18 protein-coding genes are annotated in these 14,794 nt (G+C 68.1%); 4 read left to right on the forward strand and 14 right to left on the reverse strand.

Annotated features, from left to right (window positions below; translation table 11 throughout):
* Nucleotides 1-84: 84 nt before the first annotated feature.
* From rlmH to BDIM_RS14280, 7 genes are all read right to left on the reverse strand, one after another.
* Complete coding sequence (gene rlmH, locus BDIM_RS14250; RefSeq protein ID WP_003166290.1) at nucleotides 85-549, reverse strand: 23S rRNA (pseudouridine(1915)-N(3))-methyltransferase RlmH; 465 nt, start codon at nucleotides 547-549, stop codon at nucleotides 85-87.
* A 27-nt stretch (nucleotides 550-576) separates the two neighbouring features.
* The gene (rsfS, locus tag BDIM_RS14255) at nucleotides 577-1,011 is read right to left on the reverse strand and encodes a ribosome silencing factor (protein ID WP_003166291.1); all 435 of its coding nucleotides are present in this window, start codon (nucleotides 1,009-1,011) and stop codon (nucleotides 577-579) included.
* A gap of 135 nt (nucleotides 1,012-1,146) precedes the next feature.
* A complete protein-coding gene (locus BDIM_RS14260) occupies nucleotides 1,147-1,809 on the reverse strand; it encodes a nicotinate-nucleotide adenylyltransferase (RefSeq protein WP_040346317.1) in 663 nt (220 codons plus the stop codon).
* Between the two features lie 116 nt (nucleotides 1,810-1,925).
* Nucleotides 1,926-2,543, reverse strand: coding sequence for a DUF6655 family protein (locus tag BDIM_RS14265; RefSeq protein WP_003166294.1), 618 nt, complete (start codon nucleotides 2,541-2,543; stop codon nucleotides 1,926-1,928).
* Complete coding sequence (locus BDIM_RS14270; RefSeq protein ID WP_003166295.1) at nucleotides 2,540-2,980, reverse strand: VOC family protein; 441 nt, start codon at nucleotides 2,978-2,980, stop codon at nucleotides 2,540-2,542. The genes BDIM_RS14265 and BDIM_RS14270 overlap by 4 nt, the downstream gene beginning before the upstream one ends.
* Before the next feature lie 8 nt (nucleotides 2,981-2,988).
* Nucleotides 2,989-3,228: a zinc-finger domain-containing protein gene (locus BDIM_RS14275; RefSeq protein ID WP_040346318.1), complete on the reverse strand. Its 240-nt coding sequence runs from the start codon at nucleotides 3,226-3,228 to the stop codon at nucleotides 2,989-2,991.
* A 57-nt stretch (nucleotides 3,229-3,285) separates the two neighbouring features.
* Nucleotides 3,286-3,576: a hypothetical protein gene (locus BDIM_RS14280; protein WP_003166297.1), complete on the reverse strand. Its 291-nt coding sequence runs from the start codon at nucleotides 3,574-3,576 to the stop codon at nucleotides 3,286-3,288.
* Nucleotides 3,577-3,765: 189 nt separating this feature from the next.
* Here BDIM_RS14280 and BDIM_RS14285 point away from each other — a divergent pair, with 189 nt between their 5' ends.
* Nucleotides 3,766-4,740 (forward strand): ABC transporter ATP-binding protein, encoded by a 975-nt coding sequence (locus BDIM_RS14285; RefSeq protein WP_003166298.1) that lies wholly within the window; start codon nucleotides 3,766-3,768, stop codon nucleotides 4,738-4,740.
* 18 nt (nucleotides 4,741-4,758) lie between these two features.
* Here the strand turns inward: BDIM_RS14285 and BDIM_RS14290 are convergent, their stop codons facing one another.
* Entirely contained in the window at nucleotides 4,759-5,154 is a 396-nt protein-coding gene (locus BDIM_RS14290; protein ID WP_003166299.1) for a hypothetical protein, read from the reverse strand.
* Between the two features lie 77 nt (nucleotides 5,155-5,231).
* Between BDIM_RS14290 and BDIM_RS14295 the strand changes: the two genes are divergently transcribed.
* Nucleotides 5,232-5,708 carry an RNA pyrophosphohydrolase gene (locus BDIM_RS14295; protein WP_040346319.1) on the forward strand — a complete coding sequence of 159 codons (477 nt, stop codon included), beginning with the start codon at nucleotides 5,232-5,234 and terminating at the stop codon, nucleotides 5,706-5,708.
* 288 nt (nucleotides 5,709-5,996) lie between these two features.
* Here BDIM_RS14295 and BDIM_RS14300 read toward each other — a convergent pair whose 3' ends face one another.
* The 5 genes from BDIM_RS14300 to BDIM_RS14320 form a co-directional block, all read right to left on the reverse strand.
* The gene (locus BDIM_RS14300; protein ID WP_003166300.1) at nucleotides 5,997-6,266 is read right to left on the reverse strand and encodes an ATP synthase F1 subunit epsilon; all 270 of its coding nucleotides are present in this window, start codon (nucleotides 6,264-6,266) and stop codon (nucleotides 5,997-5,999) included.
* 3 nt (nucleotides 6,267-6,269) lie between these two features.
* Nucleotides 6,270-7,811, reverse strand: a complete 1,542-nt coding sequence (gene atpD, locus BDIM_RS14305; protein ID WP_003166302.1) for a F0F1 ATP synthase subunit beta — start codon at nucleotides 7,809-7,811, stop codon at nucleotides 6,270-6,272.
* A 37-nt stretch (nucleotides 7,812-7,848) separates the two neighbouring features.
* Complete coding sequence (locus BDIM_RS14310) at nucleotides 7,849-8,718, reverse strand: F0F1 ATP synthase subunit gamma (protein WP_003166303.1); 870 nt, start codon at nucleotides 8,716-8,718, stop codon at nucleotides 7,849-7,851.
* A gap of 37 nt (nucleotides 8,719-8,755) precedes the next feature.
* Nucleotides 8,756-10,288 (reverse strand): F0F1 ATP synthase subunit alpha, encoded by a 1,533-nt coding sequence (atpA, locus tag BDIM_RS14315; protein ID WP_003166304.1) that lies wholly within the window; start codon nucleotides 10,286-10,288, stop codon nucleotides 8,756-8,758.
* A gap of 67 nt (nucleotides 10,289-10,355) precedes the next feature.
* Nucleotides 10,356-10,910, reverse strand: coding sequence for a F0F1 ATP synthase subunit delta (locus BDIM_RS14320; protein WP_003166305.1), 555 nt, complete (start codon nucleotides 10,908-10,910; stop codon nucleotides 10,356-10,358).
* A gap of 332 nt (nucleotides 10,911-11,242) precedes the next feature.
* Here BDIM_RS14320 and BDIM_RS14325 point away from each other — a divergent pair, with 332 nt between their 5' ends.
* Together BDIM_RS14325 and BDIM_RS14330 are read left to right on the forward strand one after the other, a co-directional pair.
* The gene (locus BDIM_RS14325; protein ID WP_003166306.1) at nucleotides 11,243-12,073 is read left to right on the forward strand and encodes a TerC family protein; all 831 of its coding nucleotides are present in this window, start codon (nucleotides 11,243-11,245) and stop codon (nucleotides 12,071-12,073) included.
* Nucleotides 12,074-12,075: 2 nt separating this feature from the next.
* Complete coding sequence (locus BDIM_RS14330) at nucleotides 12,076-12,885, forward strand: glutaminyl-peptide cyclotransferase (RefSeq protein ID WP_244911803.1); 810 nt, start codon at nucleotides 12,076-12,078, stop codon at nucleotides 12,883-12,885.
* Between the two features lie 157 nt (nucleotides 12,886-13,042).
* Here the strand turns inward: BDIM_RS14330 and BDIM_RS14335 are convergent.
* Nucleotides 13,043-14,794 (reverse strand): primosomal protein N' (locus BDIM_RS14335; RefSeq protein WP_040346320.1); only part of this gene is annotated, 1,752 nt, incomplete at its 5' end.

The following is a 14,794-nucleotide window of genomic DNA, read 5'->3' on the forward strand; positions in this document are numbered from 1 at the left end:
GGGCCGCGCGCTGGCTGGCCGCCGGCCCGGCCAGGGCCAGCAGCAGGCTGGAGGAGGTCAGAAGAAGAACGGCCCCGGATCGCATCAGTCGCGATGATAGGGCGAACCGGCCAGGATGGTCACGGCCCGATAGATCTGCTCGGCCAGCATGGCGCGGGCCAGGGCGTGGGGCCAGGTCTGCGGCCCGAAGGCCAGGGTCGAGCGGGCCGCGCGGCGCACGCTTTCGTCCAGACCGTCGGCGCCGCCGATGACGAAGACCAGCCGCCGCTCGCCCTGATCGCGCAGAGCCGCCACATGGTCGGCGAAGGCGCGCGAGGAATAGGTGCGTCCCCGCTCGTCGCAGGCGATCAGGTGCGCGCCCTCGGCGGCGGCCAGCAGCAGCTCGGCCTCCGGCGCCTTGCCGGGTTTCTTCGGCTCAAGGTCGATGAGTTCGAGGGGGCCCAGACCCAGGGGCCGCCCCGACAGGGTGGCCCGCCGGGCGTAGTCGTCGGCCAGGGCGGCCTCGGGACCGCGGCCCGGCTTGCCGATGGCCGCGATCGCCAGCTTCATGAGGTCAGCCCGCAGTCAGAGAAAGGGTCAGCCGCGGACAGGGCCGCCGCGGTGGGCGCTGTCGACCGCCCAGATCTTCTCGATGTTGTAGAAGGTGCGCACTTCCGGGCGGAACAGGTGGACGACGACGTCGCCCGCATCCAGCAGCACCCAGTCGCAATGCGGCAGGCCCTCGACCTTCACCTTGCCCAGGCCCAGTTCCTTGAACAGGCGCAGCAGGTGGTCGGCGATGGCGCCGACGTGGCGGTGCGAGCGGCCCGAAGCCACGATCATGGCGTCGGTCATCGGGCTCTTGCCGCGCAGGTCGATCAGGACGATGTCCTGAGCCTTGTCGTCATCGAGTTTGGCGAGGATGGCCTGCTCCAGCTCGGTCGCGCCGACCGGCAGAGGCTGGCGCTCGTCGCTACTGGGGCCGTCCTCGGCCTGACCGTCTTCGGAATGGACGGAATCCATCAGGTCCATTTCGTGCGCCGCATTCGAAACGGCGTCTTGCGCATCGTGCGCGGTCGAGGGGGTCAGCGGAGGGCTCCGAGGCGATTACTAAAAGCCGATCATAGCACGCCCGGCGCAAAAGGTCACCCAGCCTGCGACGACTCTTCACCCCGCCGCGCGCGTCGCGCGGATGGCGGTGGATGAGCGGTGGTTCAGCGGCGCCGTCAGATAGGTCCAGGCCGGCGCCTCCAGATTGGGCAGCAACCCAGCCTGGGCGGCGGGAATGCGATAGCGGGCGAACCGAGCCGCCGCCGGGGCCGTGCGGCTGTCCAGCAGGCTGCCCGGCCGGGCGATCACCGCCACCGGCATCAACCGCATGATGTCGGTCCAGCCCCTCCAGCGATGGAATCCCGCCAGATTGTCCGATCCCATCAGCCAGACGAAATGCACGCCGGGATGGCGGGCGACGACGGCGCGCAGGGTGTCGACGGTCCAGCGCGTGCCCGCCCGCGTCTCGAAATCCGAGACGATCATGGCCGGGCCGACGCTCGCCGCCACGGCGCGCGCCGAGGCCATGCGTTCGGCCAGGGGCGCGGTCTCGTGTTCGGATTTCAGCGGATTCTGCGGCGAGACCAGCCAGACCACCCGGTCCAGGTCCAACCGCTGCATGGCGGTGGCCGCCACATGGGCGTGGCCGTCGTGAGCCGGATTGAACGAGCCGCCGAACAGGCCGACCTTCATCCCCGGCGCCAGATCCAACCCGTCGCGCAGGGCGCCTCGGCGAAGACCGGAGCCTTTCGGCGCGGGACCGGCGTGGAAGAAGGACAAGGGCGTCTCTTGCGGCGGCGGCGAACGAGTGAGCGCGGCCAACGCCTTATGCTCACCTGCGCCCTAACACGGTCCGAAGCGCCTGTCTCGCTCCGCGAACGGAGCGAGCGACCGCGCTAGAATTCCTTCCAGCTCGAGCCCGGATCACGTTCGCCCGGCTGGGCCAGCTGCTGGCCCCAGGTGATCATCATCAGGGCCTTGTGGCTGCGGATCTTGTACTGGCCGATCATCGGCGTGACGGCGCCCAGCGGCATCCCGGTGCGGGCGTCGTAGAGGAAGCCCGAGAACTCGGCCACGCCCATGCGGTCGCGGTTGGAGTAGAGCGACAGCTCCGGCAGGGAAACGACGTTCAGGCTCTCATTGATCGGCACGCGCATGTCGGGAATGCCCACCACCCGGCGCAGTTGGTCCAGCGACAGGGCGCCGGCGCGCACCTCGAAGATGGCGTCGGCCTCGCCGCGTTCGCGCACGATGGCGTAGCCGGCTTCCGACAGGGCGGCGCGGATGGCGCTCAGCGCATAGCGGGCGTTCTCGGCCTGGAAATAGGTCTCGTCGACGAAGACGCGCGCGCCCTGCGGGATCGGCAGGGTCAGGCCCTCGACCGCCCGGTCGGCGGCGCGGTTGACCAGCAGCATGTCCGTGGCCGTCCGCGACGGATTGGTCTCCGTCACCGAGGCGCAGGCGCCCAGGCTCAGGACCGCCAGACCCAGGATCAGCCGCGCCGAAACGCTCACCAGGCGCCCACGTTCGGCATGGAGGCCCAGGGCTCGGCCGGAGCCAGACGCTCGCCCGACTGCAGCAGCTCGATCGAAATCCCGTCCGGCGAACGGATGAAGGCCATGTGGCCGTCGCGCGGCGGACGGTTGACGACCACGCCGCCGTCCATCAGCCGCTGGCAGGCGGCGTAGATATCGTCGACCTGAAACGCCAGGTGGCCGAAGTTGCGGCCGCCGTCGTAGTCCTGATCGTCCCAGTTATAGGTCAGCTCGACCTCGGGGGATTGCTCGGCCTCGGCGCGAGCCTTGTCCGCCGGCGCGGCCAGATAGACCAGGGTGAAGCGCCCGGCCTCGTAATCCGCGCGGCGCGTCTCCACCAGACCCAGCAGATCGCGGTAGAAACGCATCGAAGCGTCCAGATCCTTCACCCGGACCATGGCGTGCAGATAGCGCATGATCGGGCTCAGTGCGCCTCGGGCGGACGGGCCGCCGGATCGAGGTATTCGCTCTCGGGATGCGGATGGGCCGACAGCACGAAGCGGCGGTCGCAATAGCCGCACTCGATGAAGTCGTCCTCGCCCATGTCCATGTAGACCAGCGGGTGGCCCAAGGCCCCGCCGCCGCCGTCGCAGGCGACGCGCTTGGTCGAGACCACGATCTCTTCGGGCGGAGGAATGACGGCTTCGAGATGGCGGGGAGGCATGATCCGGTCCGGTCTGGAAAGGCTTTGCGCCGTTCCTAGGCGGACCGGACCGTCAGGTCAAACCTCCGAAGGCGCGGCCTTGCGGCCCATCACCTTGTCGAACAGGGCCTTGCGCTTCTTGAACAGGGTCAGGCCCAGGCAGCCCGCCCCGACCCACAAGCCGATCTCGCCGATCACAGCGGCGACCGCGGCGATGATCGCCGCCTGGGTCATGGGCAGATAGTCCAGCTTGCCCGCCAGCAGGGCCAGGGCGAAACCGGCGTAGCCGATGGCGCAGACCCCCATGGCGATGAAGCCGATCAGGCGAATGCGGGTCAGCGGCTTACGGGTGGCGACGGCGGTGGTCATGGCGTGTCCTCATCCAAGGGAAGTTGTCTTTCTGACAAGCAAGCTAGACACATCGCCCGTACACGTCAAGCACCATTTACATATCGTCTCGCAACCTTGTCCCCGCACGCGCGGCGACGGCTTGGCGAACGGCCCCGCGCCCCCTACCTATGCCGTCCGCCCCGCCTTGCCCGAGTTGAAGTCCGCGCCATGACCCAAGAGCCCCGCCTGCCCGTCAACGCCATCGAGGTCAGGGGGCTGAAGAAGACCTACAAGGGCTCGCGCAAGTCGCCGCCGAAGACGGCCCTGCGCGGGGTCGATCTGACGGTGCCGCGCGGCTCGATGTTCGGACTGCTGGGGCCCAACGGCGCGGGCAAGTCGACCCTGATCAACATCATCTCGGGCGTGGTGAACAAGTCCGAGGGCACGGTCCGCATCTGGGATCGCGACATCGACCATGAGGCCCGCGACGCCCGCTCGGCGCTGGGCGTGGTGCCGCAGGAGATCGTCGCCGACGTCTTCTTCACCCCGCGCGAGGCGCTGGAGGTTCAGGCCGGCTTCTATGGCGTGCCCGCCGACGAGCGCCGCTCGGACGAGCTGCTGGCGGCGCTGGGCCTGTCGGACAAGGCCAACGCCTATGTCCGCGCCCTGTCCGGCGGCATGAAGCGGCGCCTGATGGTGGCCAAGGCCCTGGTGCACAATCCGCCGGTGCTGATCCTGGACGAGCCGACGGCGGGCGTGGACGTCGAGCTGCGCCGCCAGCTGTGGGAGTACGTCCGCAAGATCAATGAGGAGGGGGTGACGGTGATCCTGACCACCCACTACCTCGAAGAGGCGCAGGAGCTGTGCGACACCATCGCCATCATCAACCGCGGCGAGGTCGTGGCCTGCGAGCCGACCGAACAGTTGTTGAAGCGGCTGGACACCCGCAACGTCGTGGTGACGCCCGAGACGGCGCCCGAGACCCTGCCCGCCCTGAACGGCTTTGCGGTCGCCCCGCGCGCCAACGGCGCCTTCGTCGTCACCTATCGGACAGGCGAATCCAGCGTCGAACAGGTGCTGGCCGCCGTGCGCGCGGCGGGCGTGACCATCAAGGACATCGCCACCGAAGACCCGGACCTGGAAGACGTCTTCCTCGCCATGACCTACGGCGACACGAGCCGCCCCGACCCGACGCAGGACTGAGGGAGGGGCCTAGCCCCTTCACGCCACCATCACCGTGCCGAGCAACAGCTTCGCCCCCGGCTTGCCCAGAATGGCGTCCGTCGCGTGCTGCAACGCCACCACCAGCCATTCGACATTGGGCGGGGCGTCCGGCAGCAGCCGCTCGGCGGCGATGCGGACGATCTCGTTGTAGGCGGCGCTGAGACGCGGCTGGGACAGTTGCGCCCGTTCCATCAGGGCGCCGTCGGCGATGTCGAGGCCCGTCTCGACCGTCATCACCCCGCGTCGCCCGTCGCGCCTCAGAACGGTAGCGGTGGCGGTGGGCAGGGACAGATAGCCCCCCTTGCCGCCCCCGCTCTTCTCCGGTGAAGCGTGCGCCGCGCTCGCCAGCGCGAGCCCGCTCAGAGTCAGGCCGATCAGATGACGTCTGTCCATGACGCCACCCTAGCCGCGCCGCCTTTCCCGGACGTTGACGCCTAGCCCGCGACGAGACGGCGGCGTATGCGAAGGGCATGAGCATCGACCTGTCCCTCTATCGCCCCAACGTCGGGGTCGTCCTGTTCAATCCGGCCGGCCAGGTCTGGTTCGGCCGCCGCGCCGACACGCCCGAACCGTGGAACTGGCAGTTCCCCCAGGGCGGCGTCGACGACGGCGAAGACCTGGAAGCCGCCGCCCGCCGCGAACTGCACGAGGAGACGGGCGTGCGCTCGATCGCTCTGCTGGGCCGCACGAGCGAGTGGATTCCCTATGACTTCCCCGAAGGCCTGCCGAGCCCCAAGAGCTGGAAGGGGCTGAAAGGCCAGCGCCAGCAGTGGTTCGCCTTCCGCCTGACCGGCGGGGAGGACGAGATCGACCTGAACGCGCACGGCGAGCCGGAATTCGACGCCTGGCGCTGGGGGCGGCTGGAAGAGGCGCCCAGCCTGATCGTGCCGTTCAAACGCCCGGTCTATGAGCAGGTGGCGCGGGTGTTCGGGGAATGGGCGGTTTGAGGCTCTGACGCTTCTCTAAAGACCAAGCGTCACTCTTCGGACCCCACTGCCGTCATCCTCGGGCTTGACCCGAGAATCCAGTGCGGGACGCGCTCCACCTGGCCAAGGTTCCGCGTGCGGACGGCTGGATCCTCGGGTCAAGCCCGAGGACGACGGCGGAGATGATGGATAACGGCGTGAGGAGCGATGACGGCGGAGTTGGCGTCGGAGTTGGCGTCGGACATCGCGCACGAAAAAGGCCCCTCGCCGCAAGCGAGGGGCCTTTGATCGTTTCAGCCGTGCGAACCTTTAGTTCGCGACGAGCTCCGAAGCCTCTTCGGCCAGGATGGTCAGGCCTTCGCCGTTGACGTCGGCGAAGCCGCCCTTGACCTCGAAGCGGCGGCGCTGGGCGCCGTCATAGACCGTCACCACGCCTTCGCGCAGGGTGGTCATGAAGGGCGCGTGGCCCGGCAGGACGCCGAAGTCGCCCTCGACGCCCGGCGCATCGACCTGATCGACCGAACCGGCGAAGACTTCGCGTTCCGGGGCGACGAGGGAGAAGTTCAGCTTACCGGCCATGGCTTAGGCTTCCGCGGCCATCTTGGCGGCCTTCTCGACGGCCTCTTCGATAGCGCCGACCATGTAGAAGGCGGCTTCCGGCAGGTGGTCGTATTCGCCGTCGCAGATCGCCTTGAACGAGCGGATGGTGTCGGCCAGCTCGACGAACTTGCCCGGCGAGCCGGTGAACTGCTCAGCCACGAAGAAGGGCTGCGACAGGAAGCGCTGGATCTTGCGGGCGCGCGACACGACCAGCTTGTCGTCTTCCGACAGCTCGTCCATGCCCAGGATGGCGATGATGTCCTTCAGCGCCTTGTACTGCTGCAGGATTTCCTGGACGCGGCGAGCGACCTGATAGTGCTCCTCGCCGATGACCAGCGGGTCCATGATCCGCGAGGTGGAGTCCAGCGGGTCCACGGCCGGGAAGATGGCCTGGGCGGCGATGTCGCGCGACAGAACGGTCGTGGCGTCCAGGTGGGCGAACGAAGCGGCCGGGGCCGGGTCGGTCAGGTCGTCGGCGGGGACGTAGATGGCCTGGACCGAGGTGATCGAGCCCTTCTTGGTCGAGGTGATGCGCTCCTGCAGGTTGCCCATCTCGGTCGCCAGCGTCGGCTGATAGCCCACGGCCGAGGGGATGCGGCCCAGCAGGGCCGACACTTCCGAACCGGCCTGGGTGAAGCGGAAGATGTTGTCGACGAACAGCAGCACGTCCTTGCCTTCCTCGTCACGGAAGTATTCCGCGATCGACAGGCCGGTCAGGGCGACGCGGGCGCGGGCGCCCGGCGGCTCGTTCATCTGGCCGTAGACCAGGGCGCACTTGGAGCCTTCGGTCGAGCCGTTGTTCTTGGCCGGGTCCACGTTGACGTTGGACTCGATCATCTCGTGATACAGGTCGTTGCCTTCGCGGGTGCGTTCGCCCACGCCGGCCAGAACCGAGTAACCGCCGTAAGCCTTGGCGATGTTGTTGATCAGTTCCTGCATGGTCACGGTCTTGCCCACGCCGGCGCCGCCGAACAGGCCGGTCTTGCCGCCCTTGGTGTAGGGGCAGATCAGGTCGATGACCTTGATGCCGGTGACCAGGATTTCCGCCGAGGTCGACTGTTCGTCGAAGGTCGGGGCTTCCTTGTGGATCGGACGGTATTCAGTGGTCAGGATCGGACCGGCTTCGTCGATCGGCTGGCCGACGACGTTCATGATGCGGCCGAGCGTGCCGGGGCCGACCGGGGCCATGATCGACTTGCCGGTGTCGACGACGGGCTGACCGCGGGTCAGGCCTTCGGTCGTGTCCATGGCGATGGCGCGGACCATGTTCTCACCCAGGTGCTGGGCGACTTCCAGGACCAGGGTGAAGGGCTCGCCCGTCTTCTGGTCGACGTTCTGGGTCTCCAGGGCGCTCAGGATCGCCGGCAGGTGGCCTTCAAACTCGACGTCGACGACGGCGCCGATGACCTGGGCGATCTTGCCCTGGCCCGCGACGGTCGCGACGGCGGCCTTCGGAGCGGCGGCCTTCTTGGGAGCGGCCGGCTTCTTGGCGGCGGGTTTCTTGGCGGCGGTGGTGTCGGTCATCGGGTTTTGTCCGTGTCGAATGTCAGCTGTGTCGGGATCAGAGCGCTTCAGCGCCGGCGATGATCTCGATCAGCTCGGTGGTGATCTGAGCCTGGCGGGAACGGTTGTACTGCAGCGTCAGGGCGCTGATGAGGTCGCCCGCGTTGCGCGTGGCGTTGTCCATCGCGGCCATCTGGGCGCCGAAGAAGCCGGCCTGGTTCTCCAGCAGGGCGGCCAGGATCTGCGTCGTCAGGTTGCGCGGCAGCAGGGTCTCGAGGATGTCTTCTTCCGACGGCTCATATTCATAGAGCGCGCCGGCGTCGGCCGAGGCGTCCGCGTCGACTTCGGCCGGGGCCAGCTGACGCGACGACGGAACCTGAGAGATCACCGACTTGAACTGGCTGTAGAACAGGGTGACCTTGTCGGCCTCGCCCGCTTCAAACTTCTCGGCCAGCAGTTCGGCGATCGGCTGGGCCGAATGCAGGCCCACCGTCTTGTGTTCGCTCAGCTCGAAGGTCTTGACGACCTTGTCGCCGAACAGACGGGTCAGCTGGTCGCGCGACTTGCGGCCGACGGCCACGATCTCGACGGTCTTGCCGTTGGCGATCAGGCTGTTGATGTGATCCCGCGCAGCGCGGATGACGTTGGTCGAGAACCCGCCCGCCAGGCCCTTGTCGGCCGTGGCGACGACGACCAGATGCTTCTGGTCGGCGCCGGTCCCGGTCATCAGGCGCGGGCCGTCGTCGCCGACGCCGGCCGCCAGGTTGGCGATGACCGAGGCCATCCGCTGCGCATAGGGCCGGGCGCTTTCGGTCTGGTCCTGGGCGCGCTTCAGCTTGGCCGCGGCGACCATCTGCATGGCTTTCGTGATCTTCTGCGTCGCTTTGACGCTTCCGATCCGATCGCGCATTTCCTTGAGGCTAGCCATCCGGCTCTGCTCTTCCTTTGACTACAGGGCCGAACGATCAGGCGAAGGTCTTGGCGAAGGCCGCCAGGATGTCCTTCAGCTCGGCTTCCAGCTCGGGCGTCAGGGCCTTCTTGGTGCGGATGCCGTCCAGCAGCGAGGCGTGGTTGGCGTGGATGCGCGCCAGCAGTTCGCTCTCGAAACGGCCGACCTGAGCCACTTCGATCCCGTCCAGGTAGCCGCGCGTGCCGGCGTAGATGGACACGACCTGCTCTTCGACGGCCAGCGGCGAGTACTGCGGCTGCTTCAGCAGCTCGGTCAGGCGGGCGCCGCGGGCCAGCAGGCGCTGGGTCGAGACGTCCAGATCCGAGCCGAACTTCGCGAAGGCGGCCATTTCACGATACTGGGCCAGCTCGCCCTTAATCGAACCGGCGACCTGCTTCATGGCCTTGATCTGGGCCGAGGAGCCCACGCGCGACACCGAGATGCCGACGTTCACGGCCGGACGGATGCCCTGATAGAACAGGTCCGATTCCAGGAAGATCTGGCCGTCGGTGATCGAGATCACGTTGGTCGGGATGTAGGCCGACACGTCGTTGGCCTGGGTTTCGATGATCGGCAGGGCGGTCAGCGAGCCCGAGCCGTAGTCCTCGTTCAGCTTGGCCGAACGCTCCAGCAGGCGGCTGTGCAGGTAGAAGACGTCGCCCGGATAGGCTTCACGGCCCGGCGGACGGCGCAGCAGCAGCGACATCTGGCGATAGGCCACGGCCTGCTTGGACAGGTCGTCATAGATGATCAGGCCGTGCATGCCGTTGTCGCGGAAATACTCGCCCATGGCGGTGCCGGCGAACGGAGCCAGGAACTGCAGCGGGGCCGGCTCCGACGCCGTGGCGGCCACGACGATGGTGTATTCCAGCGCGCCCGACTCTTCGAGGGTCTTGACGATCTGGGCCACGGTCGAGCGCTTCTGACCGATGGCGACGTAGATGCAGTACAGCTTGGCCGACTCGTCGTCCGACTTGTTGACGGCCTTCTGGTTCAGGATGGTGTCGATGGCGACGGCGGTCTTGCCGACCTGACGGTCGCCGATGATCAGCTCGCGCTGGCCGCGGCCGACCGGGATCAGGGTGTCGATCGCCTTCATGCCCGTCTGCATCGGCTCGTGAACCGACTTGCGCGGGATGATGCCAGGGGCCTTCACGTCGACGCGGCGACGCTCGGTGAACTGGATCGGGCCCTTGCCGTCGATCGGCTCGCCCAGCGGGTTGACGACGCGGCCCAGCAGGCCCTTGCCGACCGGCACGTCCACGATCTCGCCCAGGCGGCGCACGTCGTCGCCTTCGGCGATGGCGGCGTCCGCGCCGAAGATCACGGCGCCGACGTTGTCGCGTTCCAGGTTCAGGGCCATGCCCTTCACGCCGGCCTTGGTGAACTCGACCATTTCACCGGCCTGGACGTTGTCCAGACCGTGAATGCGCGCGATGCCGTCGCCGACCGACAGCACCTGGCCGACGTCCGAGACGTCGGCTTCCACGCCGAAGTTGGTGATCTGCGACTTGAGGATGGCCGAGATTTCGGCGGCGCGGATATCCATGATTGGCTCTTTCGGCTTTCGTCTTCGGTGCGGGCCCGCTGGCCCGGCTTGATCTGGAATTCGGGGCTTAGGCGCGCTTCAGCGCAAAAGTCATCTGGTCGAGCTTGGTCTTCAGCGAGGCGTCGAACAGCTTCGAGCCCACCTTGACCTTCAGGCCGCCCAGGATCGTCGGATCGACGCGGGCGGTCAGTTCGGGATCACGGCCCAGGGCGGCGCGCAGCTCGGCCTGGATCTTCTTGGTCTGGGCGGCGCTCAGCGCCACGGCCGAAACCACCTCGGCGGCCACGACGCCCGTCTTCTTGGCGTACAGCGCCTCGAAGCCGGCGATCACGCCCGGCAGGTCCGACGCGCGGCCGTTCTGGCCCAGCAGGCCCAGGAAGTTGCGCGTCGTCGCATTGAACTTGGCCTTGTCGGCGATGGCGGCCAGGCCCTTAGCCTGATCAGCCGACGCCACGATAGGCGAGGTGGCGAGACGGCGCAGGTCCGCGCTGTCCAGCCAGGCCGCCTTTAGCGCAGCCAGATCGGCGCGCACGGCGTCCAGCGCCCCCGTCTCGTCCGCGAGGTCGAACAGCGCCTGTGCATACCGTCCGCCGACTTCCGTCGTCCTGAAATCGTCCGCCACTTATATTTGGTCCGCGTCTGAAGCGTTTGGATCAAGACCGGCCGCAGTCGCCTGCGCCAGCCAAGGGCCTGAAATGCTTGTAGAAAGCACGCTGGGGACGCATCTTTCGATACGCCCTTCGCTAAAGCCGCGCGGCTGATACCATGCAAGGCCTCGCCTCGCAACCGAGGGGCGCGGAACGATAACGCCGCACCCGCGCTCTCTTTGGTCGAATAGGACCGGTCAAGCTGGGTTCGACAGGAGGGCCTGCGACGACGACGACGCCATCCGACGCTTGATGCGCGCTCACGCTCCCGTTACCGAAAACCTTCCAACACCCATCAGGACACCCGATGCTCGAAAGCATAACCCCGCTGTTGACCGATCCCGCCGCCTGGGCGGCCCTTGTGACCCTCGTGGTCATGGAGGTGGTGCTGGGGATCGACAACCTGATCTTCATCTCGATCCTCTCGAACAAGCTTCCGCCCGAACACCGCCAGCGCACGCGCCGCATCGGCATCGGCCTGGCGCTGATCATGCGCCTGGGCCTTCTGGCCACCATCGGCTGGATCGTCGGCCTGACCCAGCCGGTCTTCGACCTGGGCTTCCACGGCGAGACCTTCGACACCGCCTTCTCCTGGCGCGACCTGATCCTGATCGCCGGCGGCCTCTTCCTGGTCTGGAAGGCGACGAAGGAAATCCACCACGCCGTCGACACCACGCCGTCGAACGACCACCTGCTTGAGAAGGACAAGAAGGACGTCGTCATCAACAACGTCGGTTCGGCCATCTTCCAGATCATCCTGCTGGACCTGGTGTTCTCGGTCGACTCCATCCTGACGGCGGTCGGCATGACCGATCACGTGCCGATCATGATGATCGCCGTGGTCATCGCCGTTCTGACCATGCTTCTGGCGGCCGACCCGCTGGCGAACTTCATCGACAAGAACCCGACCGTGGTCATGCTGGCCCTGGGCTTCCTGCTGATGATCGGCGCCGTGCTGATCGCCGACGGCTTCGGCGTCCACGTGCCCAAGGGCTATATCTACGCCGCCATGGCCTTCTCGGCCCTGGTCGAGGGCCTGAACATGTGGTCGCGCAACGCCCAGATCAGAAAGAACCAGGCCGAGGAAGCCGCTCAGGCCGCCCTCAACAAGGCCGAAACCGCCGAGCCCGGCGTCTAAGCGTGCGTATCGGGCCGGTCCTGGCGACGCTTCTGCTGGCGCTTCCCGCGTCGGCGGCGGCGCAAGCGCCGGGGCCGGCCCCTTCTTCTTCCACTCAGCCCGCGCCGGCCCGCGTTCCGGTCTACGGCTATGAGGTGGTGCGGACCTTCCCCCACGACCCGACCGCCTTCACCCAGGGGCTGGTCATCCGCGACGGCGTGCTGATCGAAAGCACCGGCCGCAACCCCTCCAGCGTGCGGCGCGTGCGGCTGGAGGACGGCGTCGTGCTGCAGAAGCGCGAACTCGAGCCCGAGTTCTTCGGCGAAGGCCTGACCGAGAAAGACGGCCGCGTCTTCTCCCTGTCGTGGATCAACGGCGTCGGCTTCATCTGGAATGCGGACGACCTGAAGCCCGTCTCCCGCTTCGCCTACGCGGGCGAAGGCTGGGGACTGACGCACGACGGAACGCGCCTGATCCTGTCGGACGGATCGGCGGCCCTGCGCTTCCTCGATCCCGACACCCAGGCCGAGACCGGCCGCGTCTCCGTCACCCTGAACGGCCGCCCGGTGCGCCAGTTGAACGAACTGGAATGGATCGACGGCGAGGTCTGGGCCAACGTCTGGCGGACCGACTACATCCTCCGCATCGACCCAGAGTCCGGCCGCGTGGTCGGCGTCATCGACCTCAGCGGCCTGCTGCCCAAGGATCAGGTGAAGGATCCGGTCGACGACGTGCTGAACGGCATCGCCTGGGACGCGCAGAACCGCCGCCTGTTCGTCACGGGCAAGAATTGGCCCAGCCTGTTCGAGATCCGGCTGACCGGTCCGCGATAAGCCCCTTCCTCCCGCTCCTCCCGGCGGACGCCGGGATCCAGTTCTTTGGCCCCAGACACGCGCTTGCAGCTCTCACTGGCCCCCGGCGTCCGCCGGGGTGAGCGGATGAAAAGAACGCGCTCAAGCAGCGAGCCGCCGCGCGGCGAGCGATCGCGCCTTACAGGAAACTATAAGGATCCACGTCCACCGTCAGCCGCACCGACGCCGGAACCTTCACCCGCGTCAGCCAGGCGCGCAGGAAGGCCTGCAGGTTCACGTCCCGATCGGCCCGCACCAACAGCCGCTTCCTGCGCCGCCCGCGCACCAGCGCCAGCGGCGCGTCGGCGGGTCCGTAGACCTCCAGCCGCTCGGCGTTGGGAATGGCCTCAGCCAGATCGCGAGCGACCTTTTCGACCGCCATGGCGTTCTCGCTGGACAGGATCAGCGCCGCCAGCCGGCCGTGCGGCGGCAGGGAGGCCGCCTCGCGCTCCGCCATCTCCGCCTCGACGAAGGCGTCGCGGTCGCCCGCCGCCAGCGCCTGCAGCACCGGATGCTCGGGCGTCCAGGTCTGCAGCAGGGCGCGGCCCGGCTTGTCCGCCCGCCCCGCCCGGCCCGTAGCCTGGGCCAGCAGCTGATAGGTCCGCTCGGCCGCGCGCAGATCGCCGCCGCGAAGCCCTAAGTCCGCATCGACCACCCCGACCAGGGTCAGGCGCGGGAAGTTGTGGCCTTTCGCCGCAGCCTGGGTGGCGACCAGGATGTCGATCTCGCCGTCGGCCATGCTTTGTATGAGGGCGCGGGCCGACTTGCCGTCCGGCACGGTGTCCGAGCTGAAGACAGCCGTGCGCGCCTGCGGGAAGAGCTGGCGCACCTCCTCCTCGACCCGCTCGACCCCCGGCCCCACCGGGACCAGTGAATCCTCGGCGCCGCAAGACGGGCAGGTCTTGGGCTTGGGCATGGAGAAGCCGGTCAGGTGGCAGACCAGCCGCCCGGTGTAGCGATGCTCGACCAGCCAGGAATCCGTGTCCGGCGCCGTCAGCCGATGCCCGCAGGCGCGGCACAGCACCACCGGCGCATAGCCGCGCCGGTTCAGGAACAGCAGGCTCTGCTCGCCCCTCGCCAGCGTCTCGCCGATGGCTTCGCGTAAAGGTGCGGACAGCCAGGTCTGCGGATCGGGCGGACATTCGCGCAGGTCGATGAGCCCGATCTCCGGCAGGACCGCCGCGCCGTGGCGCGCCGCCAGCTTCAGCCAGCGATACCGCCCCCGATGCGCGTTCCACAGCGTCTCCAGCGACGGAGTGGCCGAGGCCAGCACCACCGCCGCCCCCTCGATCCGCGCCCGCGCCACAGCCAGGTCGCGGCCGTGATAGACTAGCCCCTCCTCCTGCTTGAACGAGCCGTCGTGCTCCTCGTCCACCACGATCAGGCGCAGGTTGGCGTAGGGCAGGAACAGGGCCGAGCGCGCGCCGACCACGATGTTGCAGCGCCCGGCGACCACCGCCTCCCACGCCTGTCGCCGGCGCGGCGGGGCGACGCCGGAATGCCATTCGGCCGGGGCGACGCCGAAGCGGTCTGTGATGCGCTCGATCACCGCCTGGGTCAGGGCGATCTCGGGCAGCAGGATCAGCACCTGCGCCGTCGGATCGGCCCGCAACACCCGCGCCGCCGCCTCCAGATAGGCCTCCGTCTTGCCCGAGCCCGTCACCCCGTCCAGCAGGAAGGGGGCGAAGCCGCCCGCCGTCACAGCCTCGGCGATGGCGGCCGCAGACGCCGCTTGATCGGGGTTCAGGGTCGCGGGCGCATGGTCGGGATCGGGCGGATCGAAGGCGGCGACGGCCGGGGTCTCGAACGCCTCCAGCACGCCTTCATCGACCAGCCCCTTGACCACGCCGGACGAGACGCCCGCCGCCCGCGCCAGATCGGGGCCGGGCAT

It is taken from the genome of Brevundimonas diminuta ATCC 11568, assembly GCF_000204035.1.
In the GTDB taxonomy this organism is placed as follows: Bacteria; Pseudomonadota; Alphaproteobacteria; order Caulobacterales; family Caulobacteraceae; genus Brevundimonas; species Brevundimonas diminuta.